Origin of the sequence: Bythopirellula goksoeyrii (assembly GCF_008065115.1) — a bacterium.
Taxonomy (GTDB): domain Bacteria; phylum Planctomycetota; class Planctomycetia; order Pirellulales; family Lacipirellulaceae; genus Bythopirellula; species Bythopirellula goksoeyrii.
In genome coordinates this window covers 4,907,330-4,924,597 of record NZ_CP042913.1, presented here as the reverse complement: position 1 = coordinate 4,924,597, position 17,268 = coordinate 4,907,330, and the positions used below count along the sequence as shown (strand labels likewise).

The window sequence follows — 17,268 nt, the reverse complement described above, 5'->3', positions numbered from 1 at the left end:
GGGCTTCGCATCGCGGTTAACGACTTTGCATGAGAAATGTTCTGATGCCGACTTAGTTGGTGGTCGCGAGTTGCTCAACGCCGGGTAAGGTGTTGGTCGTGGGGAGCGGGCAATTCTTATCGTGGACCAACAGTTTTTGATTGCCCACGAAATAGGTGTGGAATTGACCGACAACCAGGTTAAACGCTTGACTCTCTTTTCCTTCTTCGACCTGATGCAACTCGGGGTAACCTCCGAGAGCGACTAGGCGGTTTCCAGGTTTGAGGAACTTCGACATTTTCCAGCCACTATTCGCGACCCAGAATCGATGGCCACGGGTCGTGCCAAGTGTTTCATTCTCTATCTTGAGATTCAGGATGGGACTGGGGGGGCCGACACTGGTTTCCATCACGGGGCGATAGTCCAGTTCTCCCGTGAAAGGATCTTGGCTTAGCACCATGTCGCCAACCTGGACCGTTTCAATCGCAACCGGCCCAGTTTGAGTCCACACGGGAGTTCCAGCCACAAAGCAAGAGTATGTCCCCGGGGGGACAGGAGGTGGAGGAGGTGGGGTGCCAACCGAATAATTTCTGTGACGATATTGATACTGGTAGTAATACTGTGAATAGTCTCGACTATCCGCCGTTTCATAGACGGGAAGTTGTTCTGGCGTATAGAGTTCGTTGTAGTGCTTCCAGGAATCCCACCAAGCCTTGGGTTCGCTACCTAGATCCTTGCCCGTGACTATCTGGAGAACCTCCTGGACTCGCGAGTTGCGCTGTTCACGCAGGGCGTTTTCCTGATCGACCCGTTCGCGCGTGCTGGTTGCTTGGGCCGTAGCATTGTTAAAATCGCGTACTCGATCCGACCAGACTTTTGTTACCGACTGGCTATTAGTCGTCGTCTTTGGAGCATCTCTCCAGCTTCTCATGCCTCGGTAGTCTGTGACTGTCTTGCTGTCGTTCAACGTCAGAGAATATTGCGTGAGATATTTGCTGGTTTGAAAATGGCTTTTCTCAGCAAGTGGATGGATCTCCGCAATATCCTCGTAGACAGATACCTGTCCACTGGGGGCAACTCGGATCGAAATGGCAGCTTCCAGTGGAGAAGACATGGCTCCCATCAAGGCAGGCATGAAGCTGGTCTTCTCGCGTTCCTTAAGCCCTTCGGCAGCAAGTGTTGCGACGTCCGGTTGCGGCCACTCGACCGCTATTTCCAAGAGAGCCCGAGTTGCCTCTGGCTGCTTCATTTCACTGAGCGCCTGGACAACCGCCCGACGCAACTGGCCGAGTAGTTGGTCACCTTTTTCGTTCCCCAACTTCTTCTGAACCGATTTGTCGATACTCCCGTCGAGATAAAACGTATCCACTAGCGCAGGAATTGCCGCGTTGTCTTCAATGGCTGCTATCTTGTTGACAAGGGACTGCATGTCTTGAGAGTTGCCACGAATTGCGGTCTTGAGCCACCGATCGAATTGCTTGGTGAACTTCTTGTAATCGGCCTCGGCCTGTTCTTCGCTGCGTTCGTATTCGTCAATCTGTTCGGAAGTTAAGTATTGGCCTTTGTAGATTCGTAGTCCCAGGCTGCCTAATGCCTCACGATTCTTAGGATCGACTGCCAATACACTGAGCCAATGCCATTTCTCCTGATACGAAAGGTCATTGGAATGGCACCAGCGCGCCATGTCAGTTTGCTCCTGTAGGGAGTCGCCAAGCTGTGCCAGTCGCGCTTGATACTCCTGCCACAGTGGATTGGTCGAAACCGATTGACTTACGGAGTCGATGGACTTCCACTGACCATCGTATTCGACCTGTCCGCTATACCACCGCGCCAATTCGTAGTCTGGATACCTTTGCAGTGATTCGGCCAGCAGACGGTCGTGCAGAGCCGAGTCGCCCCGGACTGCAGCGGCCAATGCCTGACGAAATATTTCATCGGCGGCCGGGTTGTCGGTTGACTTTGCCGAGAGTTGAACCGTACTGAGAACGATCGCCAAGATGGCGATCACACGAGAGACGAGCGCTAAGCTTTTCATGTTCCTGCTCCGTTTCCTCCCCAGGATTAGAATTGGAAAACGAACTTACCTTCAATGTAATCTTCTTTATTACTCAGTGGCAAGTCAAAAAAGGGAGAATGGGGACAAGGAACAGGGGGTAGTATCAAAAAGTGGACACTCGAAAGTCGTATTACGCTCCACTGACTACTACTTACTCCCCACTTACCACTAATCTGCGATAGGCCTCCTTCACTACTGCCGTGCCGAATTCGCGTTCCAGGCGACGGATCGTGAAGTGGGCACGTGCGATGTCTTGAAAGTGGCCGATGAAGTAAGTGTTCACGAGTGCCCCGCCAACCGCTCCGATCACGGGAATCGCTTGGGCGGCCATCTTCTCGCTCACCACCAGGCCGAACCGCTTGCCGATCATGTTCAAAAGTTGCACCAAGGGGGGTGCCGCACGGTTCACTAGCCCGTGCTTGGCGACATACTTCGTGGCGTCGGAGATCTGTTTTCCCATCGCGATGCGCACTGCTAGGTATCCGATGTCGGCGTCTTCCCCTTCTTCGGCAGAGTCGCCATTTATCTTTTCGGCTGCCGCCGGAGCGGGACCGAGCGCGAGTACCTCCAAACAGGCGAGCCGCGGCTCGAGTTGACTCAGGTCTTCCCCTTGGCTGCGGGCGATGTCGGCCACGCTCCGCAGAATGAGCACGGTAGAGATGGGCAATTCCGCCGCGACAGTCAGCCCTCCCAGCGACCCGCCGGCCGCACCGCTGAGTCCTGCCAACACCTTGTGTGACATCAACCGGGGTTTCTTGATCAGGCCATCTTCTTTTCCCAACGAGGTGACAGCTAGATCGAGTCCCTTCTGCAACGATTTTTCGACGGCACTGTAGATAATCCGCTCGGCCGAATCCGGCAGCAACTTGAGCGACGCTGTGATGGGAGCTCCTATCAACTCAGTAAGCCTTTCAGCGAGGCCTTGATGTTCGAGGATTTCTTTCGCCTCGCTGAGTTCCTGCATGGCTGCAGAAGTGAGTTTCAGAGCAGGGGGGGTATCTTCATTCATGGGTGGTTTGTGGACTAAGCAGAGTTAAGAGGAGTTGAAAGTCAAATGGCAGTTTGTAGGTGTGCAGAATATAGTGGAATGATAGGCGCGAGATAAGGGGCCTGCGACGCGTAGCGTCGCGTCTATTAGCCATCGGGTATAGTGAGATCACATTTCAGGCTTGATGGCTGCCCCTGTGCTAAGGAGCAATCCCCACTGCATCGCTTTAGTCAAACGAATCGGCGCCGATCGCTCCGATAAGGGATGAAATGTAGTTTGGTGACTTCACGGTTTCGAGTTCTGCTTTAGCTATTGATTCTCGAGCGGCGAGGTCCATGCGGTTGACGACTTCACTGTTGTACGGATTCGCGTTGAAGTTTTTTAAGTAGTCGACATGCCTTGACCACAACTTGATATCGCGGTGTTGACGCGCCTCCAAACGCTTCTGATACCAATCACTTTTCAGGAGTGATTGGAGAGTAAACATCTCACGGATTTCGGGGTCGCGTTCGGTTTTGCCTTCGAAGGACCCTTCGGCCATGATTCGCAGGAGCGCCCGTAGAGGTGGGCAGGCATCTTCGATCGAGCCGTCATCGAGATATTGTTGGGCTACTTGTTTTTGGGCATCCGCTATGTAGAGGACTCCATCGGCAAAGGCATCGAGATCCTGTAGCTCGGGTCGCAAAATGGATTCATCGAACAGCTTGTTGGGATTGTCGAACACGCGGGCGAAGAACCAGCGGACGAATCGATAGGTGATGCGATAGCCCAACCTTCCGGCAGGTATTGTTTGGCCGTTGTGTTGGAAATCTTCGACTGGTTCGAGCAGCCGTTTCTTTATCAAAAACTCAGGCGTACGTTCCTCGGCAGACATGCGACACCAAACTTCGGGGATCAACAGACTGATGTCGTGGTCGACGCGTACGTTGGGACCAATATGGCCAGCAGCGGTCGAAAACCCACCGAGCCCTGTCAGAATAAAGCTCACGAGTGCAGCATTGAGATCAGCCGTCATGCGAAGTGCATTGAAGGGTCCTTTGGTGAGGGCACCCTCGCTGCCGAATCCGGTCGTCGATGGGCTGCGCCCTGTCAGTGATGTGATCAGGTCCATGAACAATTCGGGCAGTTCCTGGTAGTGAACCGGATTGTAAACGGCGAGTCCTCGAATTCCCTGGGCAAGATCAGGCGGGTTGTTGCGGCGCCCCATCAAAACCGCTCCAACTGGCCTATGGACGGGAGCATCGGCAGGCACGGCCCGATAGAGTCGCGTTCCCATTTCGGCGACATAGCCGTCGATTGGCCGCACCAAGTCGGGGCGGACTTGCAAGTAGCGAGGATTGCGGGTCGGCTTGCCGCCCACTTGTCGCGGGTTGGCCGAGCAAACCACGTAGCCATCTTCCTGCTTCTGCAAATCGGTCAGAAGATCTTGCATCGGCTGGCTGAAAGCGTCGAAGTCGACGACGTACTTTGCCATTTCGGAGACTTGCTTGAGGGTAAGCGGTTCGAAGTTCGAAATGAAATTCCCTGGCTGGGAGAGATCAAATTCTGCTTGCTTGTCGAGTCCGCGATGGATCGCATCGTCGGGACGTTGAAAGAAACGATACTCACAGTTTTCAACGAATTTATAGCTGTTCGCCTCACTGCCAGCAGCTAGATACTGTAGCCGATCGGCGGGAACGACCACCGAAGCGCTAATGTCATCTTCGGCTTGCATCTTCTCCGAAGCGATGAAGTCCTGTCGTAGTTTGAATGTTCGCCAGGCTTGCGGCTCTACGAGCCCAACTTTCAAATACGATGCGACGAGACTGCGGCCATGGTATTTCAGCTCATGCCCACTCTCTCCATTGATCACGTCCACGCCAAAGTGATCTTGCCATTGGTCGCCCCATTCTGGCTTATGGAACCGCTTGATGATGTACACCATCGCGTAGACATGTGCCGGGATTGTCTGCAGCCAGTCGTTGTATTCGTCGGTGTACTCAGGCGAAGGGGTTAGCAGTTTGATTACGCTGCCGAGTGAACGTCTTGGGCTCAGTATGCTGCGAGTCGGGGATTCGGAATAGTCGCGCTCGACCTTCCAGCGGTTCTGATAGTTGCGGGCAAAAATGTCATTGACCATCTGGGCATCTTCGTCGATATCGGCAACGAAGAACGGGCCAAAGTGCATGTAGTCGCGAATCGACTTGCTAATCTCGCTTTTTCCACCACCGCTCACAGTGCAAGGCTTGTGGCAGAAAACTCCTTCGCCGATCGTACCGACGAGTCGCCAACTCGGAGCCGCTGGATGCTTTTCCATTCGTAGCTGGTACCCCGAGGGCCCCATGTAGACTTTTCCCGGTAACAAAGGTATCGACTGTTCGACTCCTTCGTGCTCCCAGATGATTTGCTGACGAACAATGTCAGCACGAGCGTCCTCGCGAACATAAATCAGATCAGGAAATAGCTGATCTTCGGCAAAACCTTCCTGGTGCACATTGATCTGTGTGCCATAATCTTTGACGACATCAGCAAAAGTGCGGCCATTGTACCGAATGCTGTTGAACTGAAATTCGTCGCCCAAGTTGTAGCTTGGAAACGCGATCGTACCGCCAGCGTGTTCTTCCTCGTAGTTGCCCGAGAGATTGGCCGCATAGCTGATCTGTGTTTTCACTTCTTTCTTGCAATAGCCAAAGTAATTGTCAGAGATCAGCGTGACAATTACCCCCGATGCATCGCGGCATGTGAGCTTGAACGGTTGCCCCCCGTTGTAGAGTTCATCTTTTTCTCGCCAACACATCTCGTCACGACGCTGACGCTCGGTTGCTTCGTCGTAGTGGGGGAGGCCGATTTCCTGCTTGGTAACCGTCTCAAGATGCGGCGCGAGAATCACGGCACCCGTGTGCCCAGTCCAATGTTCGACATCCAGCCCGGCATCGTTTTCGGGAATATAGGGATCCCCCGCGTTTCCGAAGATGGACTCGACGAAATCGAGATTGCTAACCAACGTACCTGGAGCGAAGAATCGCACCTCCATCGACTTGGCGGGGGTAACGCCTCTCACCTCGGGACAAACTAAGGGTCGCAGTAGCAACGATACGAAGCAACTCGCTTGCTCTTCTTGTTGCGATGTGAACGGAAGGCGTTTCAATTCCTCAGGAGGATCCAAGGCACGTCGTAGCAACTCAGCAAATGCGCGTTTAGGAACAGCGCGCTTTTCGTAGGGAATCGGCAACCCGCCTTCGGTGACATGGAAGGTCCCCTTGGTGGTTCTTTTGTCATGTCTGGGATTGTGCAGGACACCGTTTCGCACACGAAAAGATTGAATAATATCTGAATGATATTCATCTTCATTCGCAGGCAGCGCCATTTCGCGAGCCATCCCATGCCGATCGACTATCAGCGTGTGTGATGGCAATCGAACTGGGTCAGACAGATTCAAGTCCTCAAAGTACTTTTCAAGAAAAGATTCGATACGCTCATCGACCGGGCAGCGATGATCTGACAACAAACGCGTTTGTGCTCGATGTTGGTCCAGGAGTCCGCGCGCCATCTCGGCAAAAGGGCTGTCGCTCGCATCAGCGGCATGGGGTAGCCCGCTAGCGATGAGTTGCAGGTTGATGTACCGAATCAATTGCTGACGAATCGACGCGATCTCTTCTGGATCTGAGTTGTTATTTATGCCCAACGACTTGCTGAGATCTATAGACATCGACATGAATTATATTCGTTTGAAAGGTGTGAAAAAAACAGCTCAGCTGCCTGATATGCGCGCAGAAAACGTCCTGTCCTGCATCGCAAACATGCAGCACGAACGCAGTTTAGCAGAACTGAGGGTCAATTCTGGGTAGTGCGAATTTTGTTCCGTTGTAGCTGAGGCAATCAAATTGGCCCCAGAGACGGCAGGAACTCCTATAGCAGGAACTCCTATAGAATGTATCGCTTCCCTCGCTACCCGGTCAACTAGACGAACGTGCGTCTGATCAGTCAAGCTAGTCTACATTACCCCTTTCCGGGCTATAAGCATATGAAAAGGAGATTGCCATGAGGTACCAGGTTAAAGATTGTGTGGCCCTTGTTACTGGAGCGAATCGCGGGATTGGCAAAGCAATTACAGAAGGATTGCTGGCGCGTGGTGCGGCGAAAGTCTATGCCGCGGTGCGCAAGCTATCCTCCGTTGAAGAGCTAATCGATCAATATGGAGATCGGATTGTGCCAATCGAGATTGATCTTGAGAAGCCAGCAACGATTGAGTCTGCGGCCAAGACTGCTGAGGATGTGACACTCGTGGTCAACAACGCGGGCGTCCTGCGCACTGAGTCGCCGCTTTCTCAGGAAGCGGTCGACGCGCTAAATTTCGAGATGAACGTAAACGTATATGGTCTGATGCGAATGGCTCAGGCGTTCGCGCCGGTTCTGAAGAAGAACGGTGGAGGAGGGTTCGTGCAGCTCAATTCGGTAGCGTCGCTGAAGAGCTTTCCAGACTTTGCGACCTACTCGGCCTCAAAAGCTGCTGCATACTCCATCACACAAGCACTCAAGGTGATGTTGAGCGATGAGGGTATCCAGGTCGTTAGTGTTCACCCGGGACCAATCGCGACAGACATGGGCAGCCAAGCCGGTTTGGACGAAGTTGCCGAGCCACCTGCGCTAGTGGCAGATGCCATTGTCGATGCGTTGGCTACGGGGAAGTTCCATGCGTTTCCCGATTCGACGGCGAAGCAAATCGGTGCGGCTTATGAGAGTTTTGCTAAATCTGTCATCGAAGCGGAGATGGATGAAGGCTGAGGTTACTCACTTGGAATCGTGTTTTGGTAACCCATAGCTTTGCCACAGCAATGTGGTTCGTGCGGAGCCGTATTTCACTTCCAGCTATTGGCAGATTTTACTGATCGGTCTGAGAAAGCACGATTGCATTCCAAGTTGCAGTGCCGTCCGTAAAGTGGGTCGATGTGCCCGCCGGATGTTAGCGGGGCAGGTCTCAGCCAAGCCCAAACTCACCGAGGTGATGTACACCGCGGGGAGTTACCGAGTGGCCTAAGTGACCGAGGTTGGTCCATCCGCTGTTAGTTTGAGTTGTGGCAAATTGCCGGCGGTGTTGCCGACCGATGTAGGACCCGTTATCTGCGAGAGCGGGCTGCGAGACAACCTGCACGGTGGAGTCCGTCGAGCAGCGCGCAAAACGCCTATTCCGCTGGTCCGGAACCAGCCTCGACGTCGCCATTCTGCGGGGGTTCGTTGAGACGCACCAACAGCCAATGGTCGGTCTTGCCATTCTTGTGGACGAGCGCAGGGGCTGAACTATCAGTGAGGTTATTAAGACCCGCTTCCATGACGGTTTGATGGTTGTCGCCCACGGTCCAAGCGGCCCGCTGGGTCTTTTTGTCCACTGCACCATGGATCGGTGAAATGCGATCGGTGATTTCGTCAGTGAAATTGCCCCGTAAGATGCCCTTTTCATTGATCGCCAATTGCAGAATCAGTTGCGGATGTTGTTGTTCGTTGCGAACCATTGCGTACACGCCCAAGGCCAACCATCGATCGGTTGCTACTTCGCTCGCCTCAGAGCCCAGGTTGGCGAGATCGGCAGCTTGCTGACTGAACTCCTCAGCCGTCCCCATGTTTTCGCCATCGACGGTCACTTCATCATTCTCACAAGTCACGTTCACTCCGTAGTCGTATGAAATTGGGGTAGCATCGGAGTAGCCAAAGTGACGAGCTATTCCGGCTTGTGAAACCCCTGCCCAGGCTGCTCCGGTAGTCCAAGCTGAAGGAGCCCATGCGGTCGGATGATTTCCATACCACTGTCGGCCGAACATATTCGGATTGTCAAACGAATTTTGAATCGCTGCATATCCGGCGGCGCCCGACATTGCGGGTTCATTGCGATCGGCAACTGCCGCACCAGCGGCTGCGCCCTGCGCTCCGCTATACTGTGGCGCGTTGCGTTTAGAGACGGCCGCGCCAGCGGCGGCACCTTGTGCTCCGCTGTATTGAGGTTGATTGCGATTGGAGACAGCGGCACCGGCAGCAGCGCCCTGTGCTCCGCTATACTGTGGCTCGTTGCGTTTAGAGACGGCCGCACCAGCGGCGGCACCTTGTGCTCCAGATGCTTGAGGCCCACGACGCTTGGCAAGGGCCGCGCCTCCGGCGGCACCCTCTGCACCGGATTCCTGTGGCCCGCGACGATTGGCAATGGCTGCACCTCCGGCGGCACCTTGTGCACCAGATGCCTGAGGCCCGCGACGATTGGCGAAGTCTGCACCACCTGCTAAACCTTGCGTCCGGGAGGCCTGTGAAGCGTTACGACCGCCTCGATTTTCAGCAGAGCGTCCCCCAGAATGATATTGTCCGCCCGTATGGGCTTGTCCTCCCGCGCGTGACTGGCTCCCTCCATGAGATTTCTGCGACCAGGATCCGCCAGGAGATCTTCCGCCACCTCCTTTACCGCCCCTCCCAAAAGATTGGCAACAGGCGAATACAAGAGAAATTGACAGACACGCCACGAGAACTCTCACAGGATTGATTTGTCGAGACATTTATATTGTTCCTTCATGTTAAGGTCGCCAGGCGAACTGGGTTCAATGGGGTTCGCCAAGTGGACGCATGTGTAAGTAACTCAGAGATTCGCTACAGTTCCCAAAATCGGGGGAAGAGACTTTCTTCTTCACCTCGCCGTAACATCGTGGGCAATGAACGTGACGGTCTGCCAGCCCTCCTGCCTTGCACCTTCGATAAACGACATCAACGCCCATGCAAAGCGGAATCTTGTCAGTGCCAATGCGATGGCTTTCGCCCGCCGGCGTGCCATTGAGAGCCGTCGCGTCGAGCTGCAAGCGCGCTGTTCGCACAAACCGCCGCGTATGGAGTTGAGACTAGGGACTCGCCGACTTTAAAGTATGCCAACTTTCATCAAAAAGGTCCGCATTTAGAGACTGCCGACCGAATCGTCTACCGGCAAGGATTATGCTGATGGCCTGATCATAGGTCCCCGATCGCCGTCAGTCAATCATGGCTCGCTTCGTATTGGTCACTTGGTTTGTAGGCCGGATTTTGGCGTGCACGATAAATCGAACGTCGGAACTTAGTCTAAACTAAGCCGAGCACAGGCGGCTACGTACTAGGGCATTACGCGCATTCTGGTCCACGAGTGTGCATTTGGTGGCACTTTACTCACATCCCATGGCCAATCCGCCTCAGCCCTTCCCAACCGTCCAAGGAGGGCGTGAACTGTGTGGCTTAGGAGATTCGTCCAGAGTTTTTCATGCACCAGTCCGATGCGACTTACGCCGATTTCCAACTGAACGAAGATGCATCACCCGTCCCCTAGAAGAGAGTTTGCCAAAGCGCAGGTGTCAAATCTCGCACAAGACCTCAGCAGCTAAGTCGGCTGGCTAAGACGCTGAAGCTGGTCCAGTCGCCAGCAATTAGAGAACGCGGAAATGCGGTCGGTGTGCTCACCACCGGGCGAAGAATCTAGGTAGTCGGTTATTGGTCTCTCAACGATGTCGCATGTGGAGCGTCAGCAGGAATTCGTGGGCCCGATCCTTCTAGGGTGTGTGAGTAGTCATTTCTAGCGGCAGATAGTACGATAAGGAATTGTGTCGATTACGATTATATGAATAAACCGTGCACCGCTAGGCCTTTGTCGTGAACCCATCTTCATCAGACGAATCTGCAAGACCTGAAAGCGACTCTGAAAGTCCTGTGACACCGCGTCCACTCGATGAAACAATGCTCTTGGGAGGCGATACAAAACCAGCGTCTATGAGCGGGCTACATCGCAGCCCAGAGGAGTGGGTGGGACGTCGGATTGGAAAGTACGAAATTACAGCACTTCTCGGCCTGGGAGGAATGGGGGTTGTGCTCAAGGCCTACGATCCGTCTATCGAACGTGACGTCGCAGTCAAGGTGTTACCTGCAGAGCTGTCGGCCGACAAGAATGCACTTCATCGCTTTCTCGCCGAAGCCAAAAGCGCCGGCAAGCTCAATCATCCCAACGCGGTCACGATCTACGAAGTAGCCAACGAGGAGGAAGTGTATTACCTCGTCATGGAAGTCGTGTCAGGGGGCAGCGCGGGAGACCACTTAGAACAATCTGGCGCTTACACGGTGAGTGAAGCGACTCGCCTGACCATAGAAGCCTGCAAGGGACTCGCTGCCGCGCATAAACAGGGCCTCGTGCATCGCGATGTAAAGCCGGCGAACTTGCTGCTGACAGAAAATGGCGAGGTAAAAGTTGCTGACTTTGGTCTGGCAAAACGAGCTGAAAATCAGTCGATGATGATGACCCAGGCTGGCCATCTCGTCGGCACTCCCTATTACATGAGTCCCGAACAATGCGAGGCAGGGCAAGTCGATGCCCGCAGCGATGTCTATTCTCTGGGGGCCACTTACTATAGCTTGCTTACGAGTCAGTGTCCGTTTCAGGAGAGCGGGAGCGTTGTTCAAGTGATGTTTGCGCACTGCCACGCAGGGCCTCCTGACCCACGAGCAGTGAGAGCGATGGTTCCAGCGGCCTGTGCAGCAATCATTCAGCGCGCGATGGCCACAGATCCGGAAAACCGATACCAATCGATGGATGAAATGCGTGGCGATTTGGAAGCCATTTTAGCAGCCATGTCGGGTGCGGGCATCCAGCTTCCGAGCCAGTCGTCTGCCACCTTGGTTCGACCCGCGCCTGCAGCAACTGCAAAGAGCAGACGGAGTTTTACCACTGCCCTCATTGCTGGTGCAGGGTTACTTGCGTTAATCGGTGCAGGAGCCGCCTATGTCTTTTCTTCTGGACAACGCGATCGTGGACTGGCTGATACAAAGGCCTCAGAGATCACGCAAGACGCCATCGTCGTAGTCCCGCCCTCGGGAGAGCCTATTCGCATCGGCATCTTACAATCGCTTACCGGGACAATGGGGCACAGCGGTACTTCAGTCGCTGACGCCACCCTTTTGGCAGTGGAGGAACTGAACAGTAGTGGCGGCGTGCTGGGAAGACCAGTGGAGGCTGTAGTGGCTGACGGTCGTTCCGACCCAGCCAGATTTGCGAGCGAAGCAAGGCGTCTCATCGAGGAAGAAAAAGTTTGCACGGTTTTCGGTTGCTGGACGTCGGCAAGTCGCAAAACCGTCGTGCCTGTGTTTGAGGAGCTGGACCACCTGCTTGTTTATCCTGTGCAATACGAAGGAATCGAGGAATCTTCCAATGTCATCTACACGGGGGCTGCACCCAACCAGCAGATTATCCCCGCGGTGAAGTGGGCGTACGCCTTTGAGAACAAGCGGCGTTTCTTCCTAGTAGGTTCCGATTATGTTTTTCCGCGAGTGGCGCATGCCATTATCAAGGATCAGTTGAAAGAGCTTGGCGCAGAGCTTGTTGGCGAGGCGTTCCTACCGCTCGGAAGCTCTGATGTCCAACCCATTATTGAACAGATAATCGCCGCTAAGCCGGACGTAATCTTGAACTCCATTAACGGCGACTCCAACCGGGCGTTCTTTAGTGACCTGCGCGCGGAAGGGATTCTTCCCGAAACAACCCCAACGATCTCGTTTAGCGTTGAAGAGGAAGAACTTCGCCAGCTGGACGCCTCTGCAATGGCTGGCGATTACGCTGCGTGGAACTATTTTCAGAGCATAGATTCGGAAGAAAATGAGCTGTTCGTGGCCAGCTTCCGAAAGAAGTACGGGCCGCAGCGCGTTTTAACCGACCCAATGGAGTCCGCCTACTTTGGTGTCAAGCTCTGGGCGCAAGCGGTCACTGAAGCCGGGACCACAAACGTGCGTAAGATTCGCCGAGCCATGCTCAATCAACGCATGAGCTCACCTAGTGGCGAGGTGCGGATCGACCCTGCGACGCAACACACCTTCAAGACGCCCCGCATCGGCCAGGTAAAGTCCGATGGCCAATTCGAGGTGGTCTGGACTGCCGCCAAGCCGGAGCCGCCTAGCCCCTATCCATCTTCGAGGACAGCGGAAGAATGGCGTGCGTTTCTACACGACCTTTATACAGGTTGGGGCAATCGCTGGTCTGCCCCAAACGAATAAGGGCCTGTTGTGGATAACTATGAAGACATGTAAACACTAACTCCGCAATCTGCAGAGGTGTGACGACCGATCGCATTCGGCGTCCCATTAAACTTCTGGCGGGTGCATCAACCTCGCTCAGCTTCCGATCTCGCTAAGTCGCGTCGGATGTCACAACCTCTTTCAGACACGGAACTTCCGAATCCGCGTCGGTGCAGCTCACCTCGGGCAGTTCCGGAGCTCCCAAACCTACCTCAGTTTCATGGCCCGAGGCTGTTTTCGTCCAGCTCCTAACTATCGGTGGTGTGCACCCCCACATTACTAAGGTTCGTCCGGAACTGAGGTCGAATTGGCCTCAAATCGGCCAAATGGACGAACAGTTTTCGTGCGGGAGGTGTCCATGCCCGCCGGCTCGAACCGCAATTGGCACTCCAGCACTGGGTGATGCTGATCCATCTGGCAAAAGTATAACCTTGCCACGAGGCTGTTGTCTGCTTGGAGGCAGCGGACTCTTTTCGAAATCAGTCGTGAACACCATTGCAACTGGCGAAGGGAGCTAATAGTGCACCTTTTGAAGGCAATGGTTGGCCTCACTCCAGCGGAATCGTGTAGCTGATCGCGCCGATGGGTTCGCCCTTTTCTACGTCTCCATAGTGGTCGTGGCACATGATGCAGCGCTCCATGACGACAGGTACCGGGGTCATGGATCGTAAGAACTGTTTGCCATCTTTGGCCTCGACTTGGTCGTAGGTCTGCTTGCCAGCCTTGATTTGCTTGAGGGCTTCACGCTCGAAGTCGTCGCCCGCGATGTTGTCCGGGTTGTAGGGTTCGCCGGTGGCGTCGATCAGCCGCACTGTATGGGAACCGTTCTCAGAGATGTTCTTGAACAGCAGGACAGCCGCGCTGCCGGCTGCGAAATCGTCGGTATCGTGAACGTATTTATCGGTGATCAGGACAATCACCTGCTTGTAGATGTTGTCCAGCATGGCGACAGTCTCCCTGGCTTGCTCGACAGCTGCTGGCGAGGCGTTGTCACTCGAGTTGGCAATGGGTTGTTCCTTCTCAGTGGCCAAGGCCAGAGAGATCGCCAGGGTAATTGTCAGGCAGAGAGCAGGCGCTAACACAGTTTTCATTTCAGTTCCTTTGATTGTCTATTTCCAGTAATCGGGTAAATCGGTTTTGGTTTCCCGCAGGATTTCGAGAATCGCTCGGCGGTCGGCAGAAGTTAGGTGAGCATACTTTTCGTTCGTATCGGTACCGCTCAGGATGTCGTACAAACGGCGGTAGATTTGTTCTTGTGTTGCGACAGGAATTCCTGCAAACGGCTCGGAATAGATCAGATAACTGCAGGGATACTTCATCAACCTCTGAGAGAGATCAAGCTGGCGGAGTGATCTGCCCTGAGAATCTTGCGGGCCAATTTCGGAAAATTCTTGAGAAAATGTCGAGCTCCCTTCGATGGGATCATTCAAGGGATATTCGTCGACAAACAATAGGCCATCGATCAGCTTTTCGACCACGGCAGCGATTCTGCGCTCGGTCGATTCGCTGCGTTGGTCGAGTGGGCGCTCCAAGGCCTTGTTCATGATGCGGTCGTAGTGGCAGGCAGCACGCGTTTCGAAATTAGCGCGGGTGATGAGGTTGTGCATCCTTGTCTGATGCTCTAGGACCATCAACGCCACAATATCGCTGTGAGAAGCTAAATAGGGGGAGGTGTTTAGCAGTTCGCTGAGGTCGGTGACGTTGGCTCCCGCCTCTCGATCAAGTTCTTCTGGATCGTCTTTGCCTTGCACTACGACGTTGCCCATGTGCCGTTCCTTGCCGTGGGTGCCGGTGACATACCAGCCCCCCCATCGTTCGTGAAAGGGACTGCGATCGTCGGTCGTGAAAGTCCCAGCACCAAAATACGGCTGGCCTGACGGGGCAGGGTAGACCGAGCGCACCAGATGCCCTGGCACATCGGCGGTACGTGAAGATGCGTGGCAGACGATGCATTGCCCTCGGTCTTGTACAAGAGTCGGTTTCGCTGCCGCCTTCTGTTCCAGAGTATAGAAGACTGCACCCAACTGAGGGTCTACCGTCGAGATTTCTAGCACGTCTCCCCTTTGAACCCAGCCCACATAGGCATCTTCGCCAAAATAGACGGCACGAGGTCGGCGCGGAGATATTTTCTGAGGTTGGAAGCTCGTTTTGGAGAAAACAAGCATCTGTGATGAGGGTGAAATACCCAGTTGTTCAAGTACCGATGCCAGGTAGCCACGATTTTCGTCGTAGGTTAATTCTACCTCGCCGCTATCCAAGCGAGCTTGCAAACGCGACACAGGATTGTCTGGTGTGGCTGTAGAATAGTTGATCGGGGGGCGTTCGAAGTCTATCTGGGCGCTGACTGGTCCACATGTAAACAGTAGCGTTGCTGCCGACAAAGCGGAGAATATTGCAATCCGAAGGTTGATACTTGTGGGTGGAGATACCATGAAGGTTTAATCTGAACAACGGATGAGTTGGTAGCAGTACTTATTTCGTGACCGCAGTCTTGCTGGCGTGACGGTCACCCGGTGATTTCTTGACGGCGTGGCAAGTGTCGATATTCATCACTTGCTGCTGCTCGCAGAGAGGTGTGACGCTGCCTGGTTCGGAGAGCAGTTCGGCGATGGTGGTGTTCTTGAATTGTTCTTCGACATGGGCCATCGCGTTGTCGAGGCGCCGATGCAGCGGGCAGAGCGTTTTGGCGTGGGACTTGAGGCCGAGCGGGCAAACATGGATTCGTTGCATGGGGTCGACCGCCTCCATTACTTCCCAGACAGTCAGTTCCTTGGCCGCTTTGGCGAGGACAAACCCCCCGTGCAGGCCTCGCTGAGAATTGACGAGTCCCGAACGCGCGAGCCCTTGCATCATCTTCGAAAGATAGGGACCCGGAACCTGGGCGAGTTTGGAGATCTGCTGGGCCGTGCGCGGTTGGCCATCGTGTTGGGCAATCGTGACAATAGCCCGCAGGGCATATTCGACAGTTTGGGAAAACATAGGCGTTTTGCAGGGGATTTCAATAAACAGACAAAAGGACCTTTACATCCTTTATAGCGAGTCGTAGATTGGGTGGCAACCAGGGAGTGGGAAAAGGCATGCATTCGTGCTAAAAGTGCCTCCCAGTCTTCCATTCTCCATTCGGATGCAACGCATGAAGCCTCACGCCTTTCCTCGGGAGTCAATTAAAGCCGGCTTGAGCGGGTTGGTGGCGACCCTTTTACTGGTAGGTCTGATCATGCTCGGGTCTCGGCGGTTGTCGCATTTTGATGCGGCTCTGGTCGGATACACCTTCGCCAGTCTGTTTGCCGTCTTTGGAATCACTTATCGCTACGCGATGTGGCTACAGCGTCCGCCGACGGCCATGTATTGGAAGCGTGGCTGGCAAGTGTTTTTGAATCCCAAGGACCTGCCGCGAAACTTTTGGCTATGGGTACGGCGGATGGTTTCGGTTTTCTTCGCTAACAGTTTTATTTGGCGGCGAGGGATTTCTCGGGGGGCGGCACATTGGCTTGTGATGTGGGGCTGTCTGCTCGCAGCGGCGATTACCTTCCCACTGGTGTTCGGGTGGGTTCATTTCGAATTTGTCGGTGATCGATTCGATCTTTACCAGGCAAATGTATTCGGGTTCCCTGCTTTTACTTTCGCGGTCGATTCCCCGCTTGGTTTCTTGATCTTTCATGGACTTGTCTGGGCTTCATTCTTGGTTATCCCCGGTGTGATGTTGGCCATGCGTCGCCGCATGCGGGGCCGAGATGCCTTGGCACTGCAGCGATTCGGCGAAGATTTCCTGCCGTTGATTTTGCTCTTCGCCGTGAGCATCACGGGGCTCATGCTGGTAGTTAGTTACCAGTGGCTCGAAGGGTACGCCTACGAGTTCCTCTCGATCACGCACGCAGCCACGGTAATATTCACGTTGCTTTGGTTGCCGTTTGGCAAGTTGTTTCACTTGTTTCAGCGGCCGGCGCAATTGGGGGTGTTGTTTTACAAGGACGCGGGAGCGCGAGGGGCTCAGGCAACATGTGCGCTGTGTAAAGAACCGTACGCCTCTCAAATGCAGGTTGATGATTTGATTGAGGTTGAACGGCAGTTGGGATACAAGTACGAAATGAATGATTCACGCGGCGATCACTATCAGCGGATCTGCCCCAAATGTCGTCGAGTTTCGCTGGCATTGGCGCAGGGGCAGCTTTGGCATGCGGAGCGTCGGATCGAATCGTAAGAGAGAATAAGC

The 17,268-nt window shown here is 54.2% G+C and carries 10 protein-coding genes; 3 read left to right on the top strand and 7 right to left on the bottom strand.

Annotation, left to right across the window (positions count from 1 at the left end; translation table 11 throughout):
* Window positions 1-52: 52 nt before the first annotated feature.
* From Pr1d_RS19480 to Pr1d_RS19470, 3 genes are all read right to left on the bottom strand, one after another.
* A complete protein-coding gene (locus tag Pr1d_RS19480) occupies window positions 53-2,014 on the bottom strand; it encodes a polymorphic toxin-type HINT domain-containing protein (RefSeq protein WP_148075079.1) in 1,962 nt (653 codons plus the stop codon).
* Window positions 2,015-2,186: 172 nt separating this feature from the next.
* Window positions 2,187-3,044: an EcsC family protein gene (locus Pr1d_RS19475; protein WP_148075078.1), complete on the bottom strand. Its 858-nt coding sequence runs from the start codon at window positions 3,042-3,044 to the stop codon at window positions 2,187-2,189.
* Window positions 3,045-3,249: 205 nt separating this feature from the next.
* A complete protein-coding gene (locus Pr1d_RS19470; protein WP_148075077.1) occupies window positions 3,250-6,717 on the bottom strand; it encodes a hypothetical protein in 3,468 nt (1,155 codons plus the stop codon).
* Between the two features lie 326 nt (window positions 6,718-7,043).
* Between Pr1d_RS19470 and Pr1d_RS19465 the strand changes: the two genes are divergently transcribed.
* Window positions 7,044-7,787, top strand: coding sequence for an SDR family oxidoreductase (locus tag Pr1d_RS19465; RefSeq protein WP_148075076.1), 744 nt, complete (start codon window positions 7,044-7,046; stop codon window positions 7,785-7,787).
* Window positions 7,788-8,185: 398 nt separating this feature from the next.
* Here the strand turns inward: Pr1d_RS19465 and Pr1d_RS19460 are convergent, their stop codons facing one another.
* Entirely contained in the window at window positions 8,186-9,538 is a 1,353-nt protein-coding gene (locus Pr1d_RS19460; protein WP_148075075.1) for a hypothetical protein, read from the bottom strand.
* Window positions 9,539-10,649: 1,111 nt separating this feature from the next.
* Between Pr1d_RS19460 and Pr1d_RS19450 the strand changes: the two genes are divergently transcribed.
* Window positions 10,650-13,034 (top strand): transporter substrate-binding protein, encoded by a 2,385-nt coding sequence (locus tag Pr1d_RS19450; RefSeq protein WP_210417780.1) that lies wholly within the window; start codon window positions 10,650-10,652, stop codon window positions 13,032-13,034.
* Window positions 13,035-13,603: 569 nt separating this feature from the next.
* On the opposite strand, the gene Pr1d_RS19445 is transcribed toward Pr1d_RS19450, so the two are convergent.
* The 3 genes from Pr1d_RS19445 to Pr1d_RS19435 are packed head-to-tail and all read right to left on the bottom strand — an operon-like array spanning window position 13,604 to window position 16,034.
* Window positions 13,604-14,146, bottom strand: a complete 543-nt coding sequence (locus Pr1d_RS19445) for a c-type heme family protein (protein WP_148075073.1) — start codon at window positions 14,144-14,146, stop codon at window positions 13,604-13,606.
* Between the two features lie 18 nt (window positions 14,147-14,164).
* Complete coding sequence (locus Pr1d_RS19440; protein WP_238476538.1) at window positions 14,165-15,487, bottom strand: hypothetical protein; 1,323 nt, start codon at window positions 15,485-15,487, stop codon at window positions 14,165-14,167.
* 40 nt (window positions 15,488-15,527) lie between these two features.
* Entirely contained in the window at window positions 15,528-16,034 is a 507-nt protein-coding gene (locus tag Pr1d_RS19435) for an RrF2 family transcriptional regulator (protein ID WP_148075072.1), read from the bottom strand.
* Window positions 16,035-16,188: 154 nt separating this feature from the next.
* Here Pr1d_RS19435 and Pr1d_RS19430 point away from each other — a divergent pair, with 154 nt between their 5' ends.
* Window positions 16,189-17,256 (top strand): MFS transporter, encoded by a 1,068-nt coding sequence (locus tag Pr1d_RS19430; protein ID WP_148075071.1) that lies wholly within the window; start codon window positions 16,189-16,191, stop codon window positions 17,254-17,256.
* Window positions 17,257-17,268 lie beyond the last annotated feature (12 nt).

What these genes read in the sequence shown, in the direction of transcription:
- Pr1d_RS19445 (WP_148075073.1), bottom strand. Translation starts at nt 14,146, where the DNA reads ATGAAAACTGTGTTAGCGCCTGCTCTCTGCCTGACAATTACCCTGGCG.
- Pr1d_RS19480 (WP_148075079.1), bottom strand. Translation starts at nt 2,014, where the DNA reads ATGAAAAGCTTAGCGCTCGTCTCTCGTGTGATCGCCATCTTGGCGATC.
- Pr1d_RS19435 (WP_148075072.1), bottom strand. Translation starts at nt 16,034, where the DNA reads ATGTTTTCCCAAACTGTCGAATATGCCCTGCGGGCTATTGTCACGATT.
- Pr1d_RS19440 (WP_238476538.1), bottom strand. Translation starts at nt 15,487, where the DNA reads ATGGTATCTCCACCCACAAGTATCAACCTTCGGATTGCAATATTCTCC.
- Pr1d_RS19460 (WP_148075075.1), bottom strand. Translation starts at nt 9,538, where the DNA reads ATGTCTCGACAAATCAATCCTGTGAGAGTTCTCGTGGCGTGTCTGTCA.
- Pr1d_RS19465 (WP_148075076.1), top strand. Translation starts at nt 7,044, where the DNA reads ATGAGGTACCAGGTTAAAGATTGTGTGGCCCTTGTTACTGGAGCGAAT.
- Pr1d_RS19430 (WP_148075071.1), top strand. Translation starts at nt 16,189, where the DNA reads ATGAAGCCTCACGCCTTTCCTCGGGAGTCAATTAAAGCCGGCTTGAGC.
- Pr1d_RS19475 (WP_148075078.1), bottom strand. Translation starts at nt 3,044, where the DNA reads ATGAATGAAGATACCCCCCCTGCTCTGAAACTCACTTCTGCAGCCATG.
- Pr1d_RS19470 (WP_148075077.1), bottom strand. Translation starts at nt 6,717, where the DNA reads ATGTCGATGTCTATAGATCTCAGCAAGTCGTTGGGCATAAATAACAAC.